Origin of the sequence: Microbispora catharanthi, assembly GCF_006334915.2 — a bacterium.
Classification (GTDB): Bacteria; Actinomycetota; Actinomycetes; order Streptosporangiales; family Streptosporangiaceae; genus Microbispora; species Microbispora catharanthi.
The window spans coordinates 151,821-165,814 of sequence record NZ_VDMA02000012.1 but is presented as its reverse complement, the minus strand read 5'-3'; the positions used below and the strand labels follow the sequence as shown (position 1 = coordinate 165,814).

15 protein-coding genes and 1 pseudogene are annotated in these 13,994 nt (G+C 70.4%); 10 read left to right on the top strand and 6 right to left on the bottom strand.

The annotated features are described in order from the left end of the window. Position 1: 1 nt before the first annotated feature. Both FH610_RS22965 and FH610_RS44580 read left to right on the top strand, forming a co-directional pair. Positions 2-2,128 carry an acetate--CoA ligase family protein gene (locus FH610_RS22965; protein WP_139576688.1) on the top strand — a complete coding sequence of 709 codons (2,127 nt, stop codon included), beginning with the start codon at positions 2-4 and terminating at the stop codon, positions 2,126-2,128. A gap of 48 nt (positions 2,129-2,176) precedes the next feature. Continuing rightward, positions 2,177-2,371, top strand: a pseudogene (locus tag FH610_RS44580) (hypothetical protein); the annotation flags it as partial. 14 nt (positions 2,372-2,385) lie between these two features. On the opposite strand, the gene FH610_RS22955 reads toward FH610_RS44580, so the two are convergent. Both FH610_RS22955 and FH610_RS22950 read right to left on the bottom strand, forming a co-directional pair. Next, positions 2,386-3,267 (bottom strand): hypothetical protein, encoded by an 882-nt coding sequence (locus FH610_RS22955; protein ID WP_139576687.1) that lies wholly within the window; start codon positions 3,265-3,267, stop codon positions 2,386-2,388. Beyond that, positions 3,264-3,830, bottom strand: coding sequence for a hypothetical protein (locus FH610_RS22950; protein ID WP_139576686.1), 567 nt, complete (start codon positions 3,828-3,830; stop codon positions 3,264-3,266). The genes FH610_RS22955 and FH610_RS22950 overlap by 4 nt, the downstream gene beginning before the upstream one ends. A gap of 127 nt (positions 3,831-3,957) precedes the next feature. On the opposite strand from FH610_RS22950, the gene FH610_RS22945 reads away from it, so the two are divergent. From FH610_RS22945 to FH610_RS22925, 5 genes are all read left to right on the top strand, one after another. After that, complete coding sequence (locus FH610_RS22945) at positions 3,958-4,914, top strand: helix-turn-helix domain-containing protein (protein ID WP_139576685.1); 957 nt, start codon at positions 3,958-3,960, stop codon at positions 4,912-4,914. Between the two features lie 368 nt (positions 4,915-5,282). Then, positions 5,283-5,687 (top strand): cellulose binding domain-containing protein, encoded by a 405-nt coding sequence (locus FH610_RS22940; protein ID WP_161628058.1) that lies wholly within the window; start codon positions 5,283-5,285, stop codon positions 5,685-5,687. A 41-nt stretch (positions 5,688-5,728) separates the two neighbouring features. Then, positions 5,729-6,796 (top strand): hypothetical protein, encoded by a 1,068-nt coding sequence (locus tag FH610_RS22935; protein ID WP_139576683.1) that lies wholly within the window; start codon positions 5,729-5,731, stop codon positions 6,794-6,796. 191 nt (positions 6,797-6,987) lie between these two features. After that, positions 6,988-7,293: a DUF6247 family protein gene (locus FH610_RS22930; RefSeq protein ID WP_139576682.1), complete on the top strand. Its 306-nt coding sequence runs from the start codon at positions 6,988-6,990 to the stop codon at positions 7,291-7,293. Beyond that, entirely contained in the window at positions 7,290-7,535 is a 246-nt protein-coding gene (locus FH610_RS22925) for a hypothetical protein (RefSeq protein ID WP_139576681.1), read from the top strand. Before FH610_RS22930 ends, FH610_RS22925 begins: the two co-directional genes overlap by 4 nt. 214 nt (positions 7,536-7,749) lie before the next feature. On the opposite strand, the gene FH610_RS22920 is transcribed toward FH610_RS22925, so the two are convergent. The 3 genes from FH610_RS22920 to FH610_RS22910 all read right to left on the bottom strand — a co-directional run bounded on the left by FH610_RS22920 (position 7,750) and on the right by FH610_RS22910 (position 9,885). Then, complete coding sequence (locus FH610_RS22920; protein ID WP_139576680.1) at positions 7,750-8,877, bottom strand: thiolase C-terminal domain-containing protein; 1,128 nt, start codon at positions 8,875-8,877, stop codon at positions 7,750-7,752. After that, positions 8,874-9,296, bottom strand: a complete 423-nt coding sequence (locus tag FH610_RS22915; RefSeq protein WP_139576679.1) for a Zn-ribbon domain-containing OB-fold protein — start codon at positions 9,294-9,296, stop codon at positions 8,874-8,876. Before FH610_RS22915 ends, FH610_RS22920 begins: the two co-directional genes overlap by 4 nt. Positions 9,297-9,372: 76 nt before the next feature. Then, on the bottom strand, positions 9,373-9,885 hold the full coding sequence (locus FH610_RS22910; RefSeq protein ID WP_161628057.1) for a VOC family protein: 513 nt from the start codon (positions 9,883-9,885) through the stop codon (positions 9,373-9,375). Between the two features lie 171 nt (positions 9,886-10,056). Between FH610_RS22910 and FH610_RS22905 the strand changes: the two genes are divergently transcribed. Further along, on the top strand, positions 10,057-11,385 hold the full coding sequence (locus FH610_RS22905) for an MFS transporter (RefSeq protein WP_139576677.1): 1,329 nt from the start codon (positions 10,057-10,059) through the stop codon (positions 11,383-11,385). 2 nt (positions 11,386-11,387) lie between these two features. Here the strand turns inward: FH610_RS22905 and FH610_RS22900 are convergent, their stop codons facing one another. Next, the gene (locus FH610_RS22900; RefSeq protein ID WP_139576676.1) at positions 11,388-12,023 is read right to left on the bottom strand and encodes a TetR/AcrR family transcriptional regulator; all 636 of its coding nucleotides are present in this window, start codon (positions 12,021-12,023) and stop codon (positions 11,388-11,390) included. A 74-nt stretch (positions 12,024-12,097) separates the two neighbouring features. Between FH610_RS22900 and FH610_RS22895 the strand changes: the two genes are divergently transcribed. Then, on the top strand, positions 12,098-13,084 hold the full coding sequence (locus FH610_RS22895) for an ATP-binding cassette domain-containing protein (protein ID WP_139576675.1): 987 nt from the start codon (positions 12,098-12,100) through the stop codon (positions 13,082-13,084). Continuing rightward, a complete protein-coding gene (locus FH610_RS22890; RefSeq protein ID WP_139576674.1) occupies positions 13,081-13,935 on the top strand; it encodes an ABC transporter permease in 855 nt (284 codons plus the stop codon). The genes FH610_RS22895 and FH610_RS22890 overlap by 4 nt, the downstream gene beginning before the upstream one ends. Positions 13,936-13,994 lie beyond the last annotated feature (59 nt).

Sequence of the window (13,994 nt, the reverse complement as noted above, 5' to 3'; positions counted from 1 at the left end):
GATGCCGGTAGGAGAGCTGTTCAACCCCCGGTCGATCGCCCTGGTCGGGGCGACGGACAAGTCCGGCTGGTCGATCAGCACGCTGACCAACCTCCGTACGCACGGCTTCCGCGGACCCGTGCACCTGGTCAACCCGCGCGGCGGCGTGGTGCACGGCGAGCAGGCCCACCGCAGCCTGTCCGACATCCCCGGCCAGGTCGACCTCGCGTACGTGATGGTGCCGACGACCGCCGTGCTGCCCGTGCTGCGCGAGGGGGCCAAGCTCGGCGTCCGTCACTACGTGATCCTCACCGCGGGCTTCGGCGAGACCGGCCCGGAGGGCGCCGCCCTGGAGGCGGAGATCGTCGACTTCGCCCGCGAGAACGACCTCACCGTGCTCGGCCCCAACGGCAACGGTTTCATCAACGCCGCCGCGGACGTCACGCCGTACGGCCTGCCGATCCCGTCCCCGCTGCTGCGCGGGTCGGTCGGCGTGGTGCTGCAGAGCGGCGCGCTGGCCAGCTCGGTGCTCGGCTTCGCGCAGGCCCGCAACGTCGGGATCAGCCTGCTCACCTCGATGGGCAACGAGTCGCTCGTCACCGTCACCGGCGTGATCGACTACCTGGTGGACGACCCGGCGACCAAGGCCATCGCGCTGTTCCTCGAGTCGGTCCGCGACCCGGCCGCGTTCTCCCGGGCGGCGCGCCGGGCGCTGCTCGCGGGCAAGCCGATCGTCGCGCTCAAGATCGGGCGCAGCCGGCTCGCCTCGCGCACCGCCCAGGCCCACACCGGTGCGCTCGTCGGTGACGACAACGTGATCGACGCGGCGTTCCGGCAGCTCGGGGTCGTGCGGGTGCGGTCGCTCGAGGACCTCATCATCACCGCGGGGCTGCTGGCCGAGGTGGGGCCGTTGCCGGGCCCGCGGATCGGCGTCGTCACGCCGTCGGGCGGCGCGTCGGAGATCATCGCCGATCGTGCCGAGGACGAGGGGCTGGAGCTGCCGGCGTTCGCCCCGGAGACCGTCGCCCGGCTGCGGGAGATCGTGCCCGCCTTCGGGACCGTGCAGAACCCGCTCGACGTCACCGGCTATGTGCTGATCGACCGTACGCTGCTCGGCCGCGCGCTGGAGGCCGTCACCGCCGACCCCGGCGTGGACGCGGTCATGCTCCTGTCGGACCTCCCGCGCGTCGCCCCGCCCGACCCCGCGCCCGTGTACGCCATGTTCTCGGCGAGCGCCAAGCGCATGGCCGACGCCCCGATGCCGGTCGTCGTCGTGAGCAACGTGCTGACCGACGTCACCGAGTTCGGCCGCGACGTCCAGCGGGAGGCCGGGTTCCCGTACGTCGCGGGCGGCATCGAGCACGGCATGCACGCCATCGGCGCCGCGGTCCGGTGGTCCCGGGCGCACCGCGCGGCCGTCGAGGCGGCGAACGGAGCCGTCCCGGCCGAGGCGGCGGTCAGCACCCCGGCGGTCGAGGCGGGAACCGGCGTGTGGGCCGAGCACCGCGCCGCCGCCCTGCTGTCGTCCGCCGGGATCCCGGTCGTGCCCGGCGAGCTGGTGTACGACGAGGAGTCGGCGGTGGCGGCGGCGGTCGGGTTCGGCTACCCGGTCGTCCTCAAGGCCGCCGCCGAAGGGCTGGGGCACAAGAGCGACATCGGCGGGGTCCGGCTGGGCCTGTCCGACGCGCGGGACGTCGAGCGGGCCTACCGCGAGGTCGTGGCCGCCGCCGCGGCGGTGCCCGGCGCCGGCCGGGTGGGCGCGCTCGTCCAGCCGCAGCGCGGCGGCGGCGTGGAGCTGCTGGCCGGCATCGTGCGGGACCCGGCGTGGGGGCTCACCCTGGCCGTCGGCCTGGGCGGGATCTGGGTGGAGGCGCTGCGCGACACGGCGCTGCGCGTCCTGCCGGTGGACGCGGCCGAGGTGCGGCGGGCGCTGGACGAGCTGCGCGGCACCGCGCTGCTGCGGGGCGCACGCGGCACCGAGCCCGCCGACCTCGACGCCGTCGCCGAGGTCGTGGCCCGCGTCGCCGCCTTCGCCGAGAGCCTCGGCGACGACCTGGAGTCGCTGGAGATCAACCCGCTGCTCGTCCGCGGCTCCCATGTGGAGGCGCTCGACGCCCTCATCACCTGGCGCGACCGAGCCGGCCGCTGACTCCGGCCGCCTGTGCGCACCCGTGAAGCGCGCCGGTCTTCCGGCGCGCTTCACAAGCGCGTCGCCTACCCGGACTGCGGCACCCGGCACGACCGGGACGTCAACGCCGCCAAGAACATCCTGGCCGCTGGTCGAGCGGTGTCCGCCTGTGGAGCTGACGTGAGTCCGCAAGGGTCCTCCCTTCGGCGGTCGGCGGTGAAGCAGGAAGCCCAGCCCGTGAGGGCGGGAATCCCGGTCCTTTGAGGGCCGCGAGGAAGTCACCAGCCCTCGTCGAAGAAGGCGGCGCTGCTCTCCTGCCACGCCAGCGCGTACAGCAGCACGGCGGCGACGGCCATCAGCAGCAGGGTGACCATTACGGCCGGGCCGACGTCCGGCGGGGCGGAGGCGAGGAAGCCTTCCTCCGGGATCGAGGCCCGCCAGAGTCCGATCAGCGTGATCAGGCCGCCGGCCAGGGCGGACGCGAACACGATGACGCTGTAGGCACGCGCCCAGAGCCGGCCGCGCAGCAGTCCCCTGACCAGTGCCACGGCCATGCACGCGATGGCGAGCGGCGGCAGCGGGGAACCGTTCGCGTTGACCACGAGATCCACCGTGGCGACGACCCCCACCAGCGCGGCCAGGCCGACGAAGCCGGCCACGAGGCGGACGCCGCCGGGCGCGGCCAGGCCGTCAAGGCGGGCGGCACGGACGTCGGCCCGGGTCCGGCCGCGGCCCTTCAGGTAGTCGTCCGCCTGCTGTCCGTACGGCAGCCTGGCCATGACGACGGCCGCCACGGCGTTCGCGACGATGGACAGCGGCACCGTCGCGGGCACCGACGGGCGGCCCAGGAGGCCGAGCGTCAGCACGGCCAGGAAGCCCGCCAGCAGCCAGCCTGTGATGGCCAGCACCAGCCGGGCGGGGCGCAGCCCCCAGTGCAGGGCCACCGCCGCGGCCAGCATCGGCACGGCCAGTGTCAGCACGATGGGCTGCACGCCGTCCCAGTCGTCGGCGTCCAGCAGCCCGGTTTCGATCATCCGCTCCAGCGTGGCCGTCTGCACGAGCAGGCCGCCGGCCAGCAGGTAGCCGAGGAAGGCGCCGGCGTGGACGGTCCCGGGGACCACCAGACGGCTCTCCGCCGTCGTGGGAACCTCGCTGGTCATGCCGTGCACACCTGCGTGAGTCCCCCGGCGGTGCCCTTCACATCCCACGCGATCTTGGTGGGGTAGCGCTGGCCGGTGTCGTCGCCGAACCAGATGCGCTCCACGCCGCTGTGTTCACCGAGCTTGACGGCGCTCTCGAAGCGCTCGTCGACGGTGACCCGCTCATCCCGCGGATGGGAGTCGGGGTCGGTGTACTCGAAGTGGAACGTGATCCTTCCGGTGGCGTACTGTCTGAACTCGCTCCCGGGTGTCATGAACCAGAACTCGCAGCGCTTGCGAACCTTCGGCCGGTAGCTGACCTCGATGCATCGATGGGTGCCGTTGGCGTAGGTCCAAGCGGTCAGGGTGGGGTTGGCGCCCACGATCTTGTACTGGTTGGCGGCGTCGCCGGGGCAGCCCTTGGCGGGATCGTTGAAGTCGATCACGTCCACCGTGGGCGGCACGGGGATGGAGTATTTCCCCCCGCTGACGTCGTCGGCCGGGGCGGCCGCGGCCGGGGCGGCGCAGACGGCGAGCAGGAGGACGGGAAGGGCGAGCGCGATCGGGCGCGGCATGTCTCTCATGTCTCCCTAACAGGTGTTGTCGAAGGGGTGCGTCAGCGATTGTGGAGATCCATTACGTTGTCGCCTACGGTTTGGATGTCGCGAGACAACGCAGAGACAACCCCTGAGACACGCCAGGAGAGCCGCTGTGGGCCGCCCGCAAAACCCCCTGGACCCGGACGCCGGCCCGGTTGAGGCCTTCGCCTACGAGTTGCGCCGATTACGCGAGAAGGCGGGCAATCCGTCGTATCGCAAGCTCGCCGAGCAGGCGCACTACTCGGCCGCGGCTCTCGCCCGCGCCGCCGGCGGGCAGGCGCTGCCGACCCTGGAGCTGACACTGGCCTACGTGGCCGCGTGCGGCGGCGACGTCGAGGAGTGGCGGCAGCGCTGGCTGGACGTCGCCGGTCGGCAGGACGCCCTCGCGCCCGGGCCGGAGGCGGCGGAACCGCCCTCCGCCACCACAGAAGCCGATATCGAAGACGGTGCCGGAGACGGTGCGGAAGACGGTGCGGGAGACGTGCCGGTCGGTCGCGGCCGGGTGCCCAGGAGCCGGAAGCAGGGGAGCCGGAAGCAGGGGAGCCGGGTGCGCGGGATGTGGATCGCCGCCGGCGTCGTCCTCGTCCTGACCGGCGCAGGCGTGCTCGCCCTGGTCCTGTGGCCGCGCGCGGCGCCCGCGATGGCCTGGTCCCCGGCCAGGAAAGTGCTGCCCTACACCTTCGAGCAGGGGCAGAGCAAGGTCGACGGGGCGGATCCGGCACGGGCCGGCTGCATCGAGGCGGTGACGCTGACCTCTCAGGAGATCTGGTCCGGACCGCAGCGGCTGGGCAACCTCGAGGTGCGCTACTCCGCCGGGTGCGGGAAGGCATGGGCGCGTCTTGACCCCAACGCCGCCCTCATCAACCACCATTCCGACGACATCCGCGTCCGTCTGGAGACCTTCAGGCCGGCCGACGGCAGCGCGAGCCGGATCGACGAGGAGTTCGTCCGCGACCGGCACTGGGCCGGCATGCTCAGCACCCGTGTGGGATGCGTCGTGGCGCGTGGTCAGATCGTCATCGACGGTCAGGCTTCCGACACGGTCCAGACGTCCTGCGCACACCCCTGAGCGCACACCGGCCCGGCCACGGGGGTGCGGGCACGTCCGTCCAGCGGCGCCCGCCGCCGCGCGCGGACGGACGGACATATTTCGGGCATAATCTGGCGCGTCTGAAAAGCGCAATTCGCGACGCCGATCAGGGCCGATCCGTCGACCTCGATAAAGTAATCGGTATGTGGCCGAGGGTGAAACCGGCAGCTCGGCTCGCATGAAGTGGCGAACGTAGGCGTGACAGGGCCGAGTAATCGCGAAATATGCTCCGGGAATTGTTTGACAGCGCATGCCGGGTGGCTCACGATCACGTTGAAATCGGTTTCATCGAGCGCCGCTCCGGAGGAGGATCCATGCGTTTTCCGCAGGCTTCATCGGGGATCGGTATGGCCGGGATTCTCCTGGCCGCGCTGTTCGCGACTCCCGCTCAGGCGGCGGCGCCCGCCGACGCTCCGGTAGGTTACGCCTGCGCCGTGACCTACGCCAGCCTGGGATGGTCGACCGGTTTCTACGCCAACGTGACGATCGCCAACACCGGGACCCGGGCCTTCAGCCCCTGGATCCTGCAGTTCGTATTCCCCGGCAGCCAGACCCTCGCCACCGGCTGGAACGCGACGTTCTCCGCGACCCCGCCGAGCGTCCAGGCCGCCAATCCGACATGGCAGAAGAGTATCGATCCCGGCGCGAGTTTCACGGTCGGTTTCAACGCCAACGGGGCCGACGAGCACCCCGCCGGCTTCACGCTGAACGGCGTCCCCTGCACCGTGACCTTCGAGCCCATCGAGTACTGACGAGCGGCGCGCTTCCACATTGACGGCGGATGGGTGAGGAAATGCACCGGACCCGGAAGTTCATCCTTCGGCTTTTCATCGCGCTCATGGTGACGGCGGGGCTCGTCCCGGCGGCCACGGGCGCTCGGGCGGCCGTCCCGAACATGTGGGGGTTCGCCTACGTCGACGCGCTCGCGGGGCCTCCACCGGCCGCCCATCAGGGCCTCTCGCCTGCGGGCGCCATCACGAGCGTCCTGATTCCGCCCCGGGTCGATGTCACGTTCCCCACGATCACGCTCATGGACGGAGTGGTGCACGTCACGGCCGTCTCGCCCAACCCGGAGTGGTGCCAGGTGGCCAAGTGGGGTCCCGGCAGTCCGGGGCTGTTGGTTCAGGTGCGGTGTTACAAGTACGGCGGCGCCCCGGTGATCGTGCCGTTCACCATCGTCTACGAGCAGAGCAGCGGCACTCTCTCCCCGCCGGAGGCCGTCGCCCACCTCTACTACGACGGCGCGTCGGTGGTCTCCTCGTACAACTCGACCGCGGGAGTGAACAGCGTCGCGGCGGGACCCGTGGGGGTCTGGACGGTCACCCTGCCCGGGCTCCCCACGACACCGACCGGGAATCTCCAGGTGACGGCGGTCGACCCGGCGCAGCCCGCGCGGTGCAAGGTCGGCAACTGGACTCCGAGCGCGGCCGGGCAGGTGGTCGAGGTGCGCTGCTTCGACGCCACCAGCAAGCCTCTCAAGACCGGCTGGACCCTGAGCTACACCCGGCAGCGAGCGATCACCGGGGGAGCGAAGCCGCCGAAGTACTTCGCGTACACGATGGACGAGTCCCCGACCACGCCCGGGCCTTACCCGCCGTCGTCCGCCTGGAGCTACAACCCCATCATCGTGCCGAACACGGTGCAGGATGCCCTTCCGTTCCGTTCCGTGACATTCCCCGGCGTGGGAGTGCTCCCCGACGACGTCCAGGTGACGGCTTTTGGTCCCGGCCCCGAATACTGCCAGCTCGGCGGCCTCTGGTCGGTCAGTTCCGTGAACGCGTACGTCAACAAGATGATCTGTTTCAACGGCACCGCGTTCACGAAGCAGCGCACCTTCGTCACCTACACGTCGGCGATCTGACCGGAACGGCGCCGGCCTCGGTGCCAGCGTTGTGGACTCGATTCAGGACCTCGTCCAGATCCGCGCCTGGCTGTCCTCGTCGTACGAGGGGTTGCCGCCGACCGCGAACACCCGGTCCTCTCCTGGGATCGTTGACGGCCGATCATGGCCGATCTCATGGTGCGACAGCGCCCGCCAGGTACGGTGGATTCATGAGCGCACAGCCCGTCCACGATCCTCGGTATGACCCGAAGGCCATTCTTCAGGCGCTACCGGAGAAGTGGCGTCCGGTCTTCCTCGCTCAGTACCACGAGGCGTGGGAGGCGGCGCGCGAACCCGGCGAGTACCACAGGCTTCCGGAACTCCTCAACCTGTGGTGGTTGAACTCGATCGCGTTCGCCGACCCGACTTATGATCAACGTGCGCGTGAGGCTGCCCAAGGAGCCGGCGAGTTCGTCCCCCTGGAGGAGGCCGTTCCCGACTGGGAGGAGCGCTTGGCTCGGACACGGCGTCAATGAGCTATCGCGTAGTCCTTGCTCCGTCGGTGCTTGTCAACATGAAGAATCTCCCCGACGCGGCACTGACGGCGTTGGTCGAGCGGACTGCGGATCTCATCGAGGAACCTTGGGATGCCCAGGTCCTGTATCCGGGGCGTAGGGACTACCGGCAGGCCACCTTCGGGGATCTCGGACTGATTCACTTTCATGTCGACGACGATGTCGAGCTGATCACCATTTATGAGCTGGTATGGGCCGGGTGACCCGGGGCTGACCACCGGTCAGCCCCTCGCCGGTCGAGCAGAGGGACATCGCGTGTGTGCGCAACCCTCGACCCTCGCCACTTCAGTCCATATCGCCGACCTGCGGTGCTCTCCTGACGGCGATCGCACAACCGGACGGCGGGACCCGGCCGGCCCCACGTCCCGTATCCGCTACCCCCTCCGGCGGACCGGGCCGGAGGGGCGGGCCGGCGGGTCAGGGGCGGTGGTTGGACAGGACGAGCGTGGCGGCGGAGGCGAACATCCCGCCGTTGCCGAGGACCACGCCGACCTCGACGCCGGGCACCTGCGCGGCGGCCTCGCCGCGCAGTTGCCGTACGGACTCCTGGATGGCGAACATCCCGTACATGCCGGTGTGGGTGTAGGAGAGGCCGCCGCCGTTGGTGTTGAGCGGCAGGCGGCCGCCGGGGGAGGTGTGGCCCTCGGCGATGAACGGCCCGGCCTCGCCGCGCTTGACGAAGCCGAGGTCCTCCAGCCCGTAGATGGGCACGTGCGCGAAGGCGTCGTAGATCATGAGGTGGTCCACGTCGTCGTGGGAGATGCCCGCCTCGGCGAAGGCGGCCTCGCCGGAGCGGCGGAAGGCGGCGGAGGTGGTGAAGTCCTCCATCTGGGAGATGATCGGCGACTCGGCGGACTCGCCGGAGCCGAGCAGATGGACCGGCGACCTGCGGGCGCGCTCCTCGGTCGTCACGATCAGCGCCCCGCCGCCGTCGGTGACGAGGCAGCACTCGAGCAGGTGGAAGGGGTAGGCGACCATCCGGGAGGCGAGCACGTCCTCGACGGTGATCAGGTCCTGGAACATGGCCCGGGGGTTGCGGTGCGCCCACCGGCGCTGCGCGACCGCGACCTCCGCGAGCTGCTCGTGCGTGAGCCCGGTCTCCTTCATGTAGCGCAGCGCCGTCAGCGTGAACATGGTGGGCGGGCCGAGCACGCCGTACGGCAGTTCGAACTGGCCGATCAGCGAGTCGGGGCCGAGGGCCGGCCGGGGCGCGCCGACCCGCGACCGCCCGGACTCGCCGTGCGTGATGAGCACGGTCGTGCACAGCCCGGCCCGGATGGCCGCGGCGGCGTGCCGTACGTGGAAGAGGAAGGACGAGCCGCCCACCCCGGTGCCGTCGAGCCAGGCCGGAGCGATCCCGAGCGCGTGGGCGATCTGGATCGGGCCGGGCATGCCGACGGTGGCGACGCCGTCGATGTCGTCCTTGGTCATCCCGGCGTCGGCGAGAGCGTTGCGCGCGGCCTGGAGGTGGAGCTGCGCGGTGGACATGTGGGGCAGCTTGCCGAGCTCGTCGGTCTCGGCCGCGCCCGCGATGACGATGTTCATCGGGCGGGACCCCCGGCGGGCTCGAAGAGGGGCACGTGCACGTCGCCGCGCTGTTCGAACACCACGCGCAGCTCCATGTCCAGGGGCAGGTTCTCCGGCGTGATCTCGACGCCGACGATGTTCGTCATCATCCGCACGCCCTCCTCCAGCTCCACGACCGCGATCGCGTACGGCCCGTCCTGCTCGAACCCGGGCGCCGGGCGATGGCTGATCACGTACGAGTAGAGGGTGGCCCTGCCGCCGGCCGTCACCCACGTGACGTCGTCGGAGCCGCAGTGCGGGCAGGCGGGCCGTGGATAGAAGTAGTGCCGCGAGCAGGCGTCGCAGCGCTGGATGCGCAGCCGTCCCTCCGCCGTGCCGTCCCAGAACGGCTGGGTCTCCGGTGTCGGCTTCGGGACGGGCTTGTGCGATGCGGTCATCGTTCTCCTACGAAGGCGGAGGAAGTCTTAGAGTCAGATTCTAGAACTCCGATCTAGAGTTGGCGAGGGTCCGTTGTCAGGGACTCGGGACGCCGTTGCCGCGCCGGCCGCGACCGGCCAGCAGGTCATCGAGAGACGGCGCCGGCTCGTGGTCGCGCGGCCCCGGCTGGGCGAGCTGGACCAGGACGCCGTGCGCCTCCTTCGGGTGGAGGAAGACCTCGCGCCAGCGGGGTTCGGCGAGGTTGAGGCCGAACAGCCGGTAGCCGCGCCCGCGCAGCGCCGCCACGGCGGCCTCGATGTCGGTGACGTGGAAGTTGAGGTGGTGGACCCCGCCTCTGCCGCGGGTGAGGTCGAAGAAGCTGTCGAAGAACGAGGATCCGGCCAGCGGCTCCATCAGCTCGATCTTGCTCCCGTTGGCGTACCTGAGCTGGAGCGTCCGGTAGCCGTTGACCACGTTGTCGCCCCCGCCGAGGTATTCGCCTCCCAGCAGGTCCCGGTAGATCGGCAGCAGGTCCCTGACGCGCGGCGCGGCGACGGCGGTGTGGTCGAAGGCCGCGTCCAGCCCGGCCAGTTCCTCGGCGATGCCCACCCGTCCTCCTTCGATCGAAATCCTAGAATCTCATTCTAGTCATCCGATTCCCAGGAAACACCATGCTCACAACCCTTGACTCCAGCCGTGAGGAGGCGGAGCATTCGTGGAAATGAATTCTAGAGCTGGCTTCTAGAACTCATCGCTGGGACGGGGGCTGACGAGAAAGGCATGTCAATGGGCCTGTCCTACGTACGCGAGCTCGACGAGTACCCCACCGGTGCCCGTCGCATGAAGATCCTCACGATGGCCGTGCTGGCCGTCCTCATCGGCTCCTATGAGGCGCAGATCGCCCCTGTGGTCCCGCTGCTCCTCAAGGACCTCGACATGTCCCTCGCGACGTACGGCGCGGTGTCCGGGGCGGCGGCGGTCGCGGGGGCGATCGCGTCGGCGCTCGGCGGCAGGCTCACCGACCGGATCGGCAGGGTGCGCCTGCTGGTCCCGCTGATGCTGCTGACCGCCGTGTGCTGCTTCGCCATGACGCTCGTCCACAGCTCGAGGGACCTGCTGATCGCGAGGATCGTGCTCGCCTTCGTCGACGGGGTGGCGATGGCGAGCACGGCGCCGCTGGTCCGCGACTTCTCACCGCGCCTGGGCCGGGCTCAGGCGTTCGGCTTCTGGACCTGGGGTCCGGTGGGGGCCAACTTCCTCGCCGCCGCCGTCGCGGGCTGGACGCTGCCGATCTTCGATGACTCCTGGCGATCGCAGTTCGTCATCATGGGCTGCTTCTCGCTGGTCATCTCGATCGTCATCGCCTTCAACATCGCCGACCTGTCGCCCGAGCTGCGCGCGCAGATCCAGCACACCGAGCGCCAGGCCAGCGACGTCGTCGACCTGACCAGGCCGGCCAGGGCCACCTCGCTGTTCGTCCGGCGCAACATCTGGGCCCACGTGGTGGGCATCTCGCTGTGGCTGGTTCTCTACATCACGCTCACGCTGTTCGGCCAGACCATGCTGGTCGGCGCGCTCGGCATCACGGCCGCCGAGGCGTCCACGATCATGGCGTGCTTCTGGAGCCTCAACCTGATCACCCTGATCGTCGCCGGGCGCCTCTCGGACCGCACCCAGCTGCGCAAGCCGTTCACGCTGGGCGGCACCGTGGCGGCCGTGCTCGTCACCGCCTACCTGGCCTCGCTTCTCGGCGGCCAGGACGTCTCCAGCGGCATGCTCATGATCGTCGGCGCGCTGCTCGGCGGCTCGCTCGGCATCGCGTACGGGCCGTGGATGGCGAACTACTCCGAGGACGCCGAGGACGTCGACCCCCGGCTGCAGGGCACGGCATGGGGGCTGTTCGGCTTCCTCACCAAGGCGATCGCCGTGGTCGGCCTGCTGGTCATCCCGCACGTGGTCGAGGCCACGAGCTGGCAGACCTGGCTGGTGGTCTCCCTGGTGTGCCTGGCGCTGTTCGCGCCCGCCGTCTTCCTGTTCCACGGCCCCTGGCGGCGCGAGCGCGCCGAGGCCGTGGACGGCCAGGAGGCCAGGGTCGCGGTGGCCGAATAGAGTCAGGCCGGCGGATAGCCGCCCAGACCCCTGCCCAGCAGGTCGAAGACCCGCTCGACGTCCGCGCGGTGGGCGCGCTCGATCTCCTCGTCGGGCCCGCCCTCCCGCACCCGCTGCCGCAGCCGCCGGTAGAGCGCCCGCTGTGCGCCGACCAGCGTCGAGGCGACGATGCGGGGCAGCGGATCGCCGGGCTCGGCGCCCGCCTCGGCCGCGAGCGCGTCGGCGAGCACCCGGGTGATCCGCTCGTTGACCTCGTGCATCTTCCGCTGCAACGAGGGGTTGCCGCTGACGAGGTCGAAGAAGCTGCGCGGATGGACGAGGTCGCGCCGCATGCCCGGGACGAACCTGGTCTGCGCCAGGCACAGCGCCCGGAAGGAGTCGAGGATGGAGAGCCCGGCCGGGCGCTCGGTGACCGCCGCCAGCGACATGGCCTCCCGGTCCTCGGCCCGGTAGAAGACCAGGTCCTCCTTGGTCGGGAAGTGGTTGAACACCGTCTTCTTCGACACCTGCGCGGCCGCCGCGATCTCGTCCACGGTGACCTCGTCGAACCCCCGGGCCCGGAAGAGCGCGTTCGCGGTGTCGGCGATGAGCTGCCGGGTCCGGTTCTTCTTCAGCTCCCGCAGTCCGCCCGCACTCATGGGCACAGCGTATCGGCCTCCTTGGTTACACCTGGTGTACTGTTACACCAAGTGTAATGAATGGGGGAGGCGGGATGACGCATCCGGCGGTGGAAACCACCGGTCTGGCCAAGCACTACGGCGACGTCGAGGCCGTACGCGGCATCGACCTGACCGTGCGAAGAGGGGAGATCTTCGGCTTCCTCGGCCCGAACGGCGCCGGGAAGTCCACGACGATCAGCATGCTCTGCACCCTGACCACGCCCACGGCCGGCGAGGCGCGCGTGGCCGGACACGACGTGGTGCGCGAACGCGACAGGGTGCGGCGCTCGATCGGGCTGGTGTTCCAGGACCCGACGCTGGACGGCTATCTGACGGCCGAGCGCAACCTGCGTTTCCACGCCGAGCTGTACGGCGTGCCCCGCGCGGACGTCGGTCCACGGCTACGCGGAGTGCTCGAGATGGTGGGGCTGTGGGACAGGCGCGAAGCCAGGGTCGCGACGTTCTCGGGCGGCATGAGACGAAGACTGGAGATCGCCCGCGGCCTGCTGCACTCGCCGCGGGTGCTGTTCCTCGACGAGCCCACGGTGGGCCTGGACCCGCAGACCAGGAGCTCCATCTGGTCCTACATCCGGGAGCTCAAGGATGCCGAGGACATCACGGTCTTCCTGACCACCCACTACATGGACGAGGCCGAGCACTGCGACCGCATCGCCATCATGGACGGCGGCCGGATCATCGCGCTCGACACCCCCGCCGCGCTGAAGGCCGGTGTCGGCGAGGACCGCGTCCAGATCCAGACCGACGACGGCGCGGCGGCCGTCGCCGCGCTGGACGAACGGTTCGGCATCCGGGCCGTCGCGTCCGGGGACGTGGTCGTCTTCCACGTGGACGAGGGGGAGCGGTTCGTGCCGGAGCTGTTCTCCCGGTCGGGGCTGCCGATCCGGTCCGTCAGCGTGGCCCGGCCCAGCCTCGACGATGTGTTCATGTCCTACACCGGCCGGTCGATCCGCGACGCGGAGGCGACCGGCGGCGCACGCGGCCCGGCCGCGCTCGCCGCGGCGCGAGGAGGCTGGCGATGACCGTGCCCGTCACGGCGGTCCGGGTGCCCGGGCGCAGCGCGATGAGCGAGCTGCGCGCCGTCAAGGTGGTCTGGCAGCGGGAGATCATCAGGTTCTTCAACGGCCCGCTGCGCATCCTCACCTCTCTCGTGCAGCCGTTCCTGTTCCTGTTCGTCCTCGGCACCGGCCTGTCGCAGCTCACCTCGGGCGGCACCGGCGGGCTCGGTCTGCGGACCTTCCTCTACCCGGGCATCCTCGCCATGGCCGTCCTGTTCACCGCCATGTCCTCGGCCGCCTCGATCGTCTGGGACCGGGAGTTCGGCTTCCTGCGCGAGATGCTGGTCGCGCCGGTGTCCCGCGGGGCCATCGTCCTCGGAAAATGCCTGGGCGGGGCCACCGTCGCGGCCTTCCAGGGCCTCGTCGTCATCTGCATCGCGGGTCCCGTGGGCGTGCCGTACGCGCCGGGCCTGATGCTCGGCGTGTTCGGCATCCAGGTGCTGCTGGCCTTCACCATCACGGCCTTCGGGGTCGCGATGTCCGTGCGGGTCAGGCAGATGCAGTCGTTCATGGCGCTCAACCAGCTGCTGATCATGCCGTTGTACTTCATGTCGGGCGCGATGTTCCCCGCCTCGAACCTGCCCGCGTGGCTGACCGCGCTCAACCGGATCGACCCGCTCTCGTACGCCGTGGATCCCATCAGGCGGCTGGTCTTCGCACATCTGAACCTGGCGCCCGCCGTACGGGAACGGCTCGCGCCGGGGCTGACGTGGGGCGGATGGCACGTGCCCATCCCCGTCGAGGTGGCCGTCCTCGCGGTCCTCGGGCTCGCCCTGCTCGCGACCGCGATCGCACAGTTCGGCAGAGCCGACTAAGTAGCACGGTTCGGCAGAGCCGACTGAGCAGCACAGTTGCCGACTGAGCTGGGCGGTCC

What these genes read in the sequence shown, in the direction of transcription:
- FH610_RS22895 (WP_139576675.1), top strand. Translation starts at nt 12,098, where the DNA reads ATGACGCATCCGGCGGTGGAAACCACCGGTCTGGCCAAGCACTACGGC.
- FH610_RS22955 (WP_139576687.1), bottom strand. Translation starts at nt 3,267, where the DNA reads ATGACCAGCGAGGTTCCCACGACGGCGGAGAGCCGTCTGGTGGTCCCC.
- FH610_RS22950 (WP_139576686.1), bottom strand. Translation starts at nt 3,830, where the DNA reads ATGAGAGACATGCCGCGCCCGATCGCGCTCGCCCTTCCCGTCCTCCTG.
- FH610_RS22920 (WP_139576680.1), bottom strand. Translation starts at nt 8,877, where the DNA reads ATGAACATCGTCATCGCGGGCGCGGCCGAGACCGACGAGCTCGGCAAG.
- FH610_RS22905 (WP_139576677.1), top strand. Translation starts at nt 10,057, where the DNA reads ATGTCAATGGGCCTGTCCTACGTACGCGAGCTCGACGAGTACCCCACC.
- FH610_RS22930 (WP_139576682.1), top strand. Translation starts at nt 6,988, where the DNA reads ATGAGCGCACAGCCCGTCCACGATCCTCGGTATGACCCGAAGGCCATT.
- FH610_RS22940 (WP_161628058.1), top strand. Translation starts at nt 5,283, where the DNA reads ATGGCCGGGATTCTCCTGGCCGCGCTGTTCGCGACTCCCGCTCAGGCG.
- FH610_RS22915 (WP_139576679.1), bottom strand. Translation starts at nt 9,296, where the DNA reads ATGACCGCATCGCACAAGCCCGTCCCGAAGCCGACACCGGAGACCCAG.
- FH610_RS22935 (WP_139576683.1), top strand. Translation starts at nt 5,729, where the DNA reads ATGCACCGGACCCGGAAGTTCATCCTTCGGCTTTTCATCGCGCTCATG.
- FH610_RS22965 (WP_139576688.1), top strand. Translation starts at nt 2, where the DNA reads ATGCCGGTAGGAGAGCTGTTCAACCCCCGGTCGATCGCCCTGGTCGGG.
- FH610_RS22925 (WP_139576681.1), top strand. Translation starts at nt 7,290, where the DNA reads ATGAGCTATCGCGTAGTCCTTGCTCCGTCGGTGCTTGTCAACATGAAG.
- FH610_RS22890 (WP_139576674.1), top strand. Translation starts at nt 13,081, where the DNA reads ATGACCGTGCCCGTCACGGCGGTCCGGGTGCCCGGGCGCAGCGCGATG.
- FH610_RS22900 (WP_139576676.1), bottom strand. Translation starts at nt 12,023, where the DNA reads ATGAGTGCGGGCGGACTGCGGGAGCTGAAGAAGAACCGGACCCGGCAG.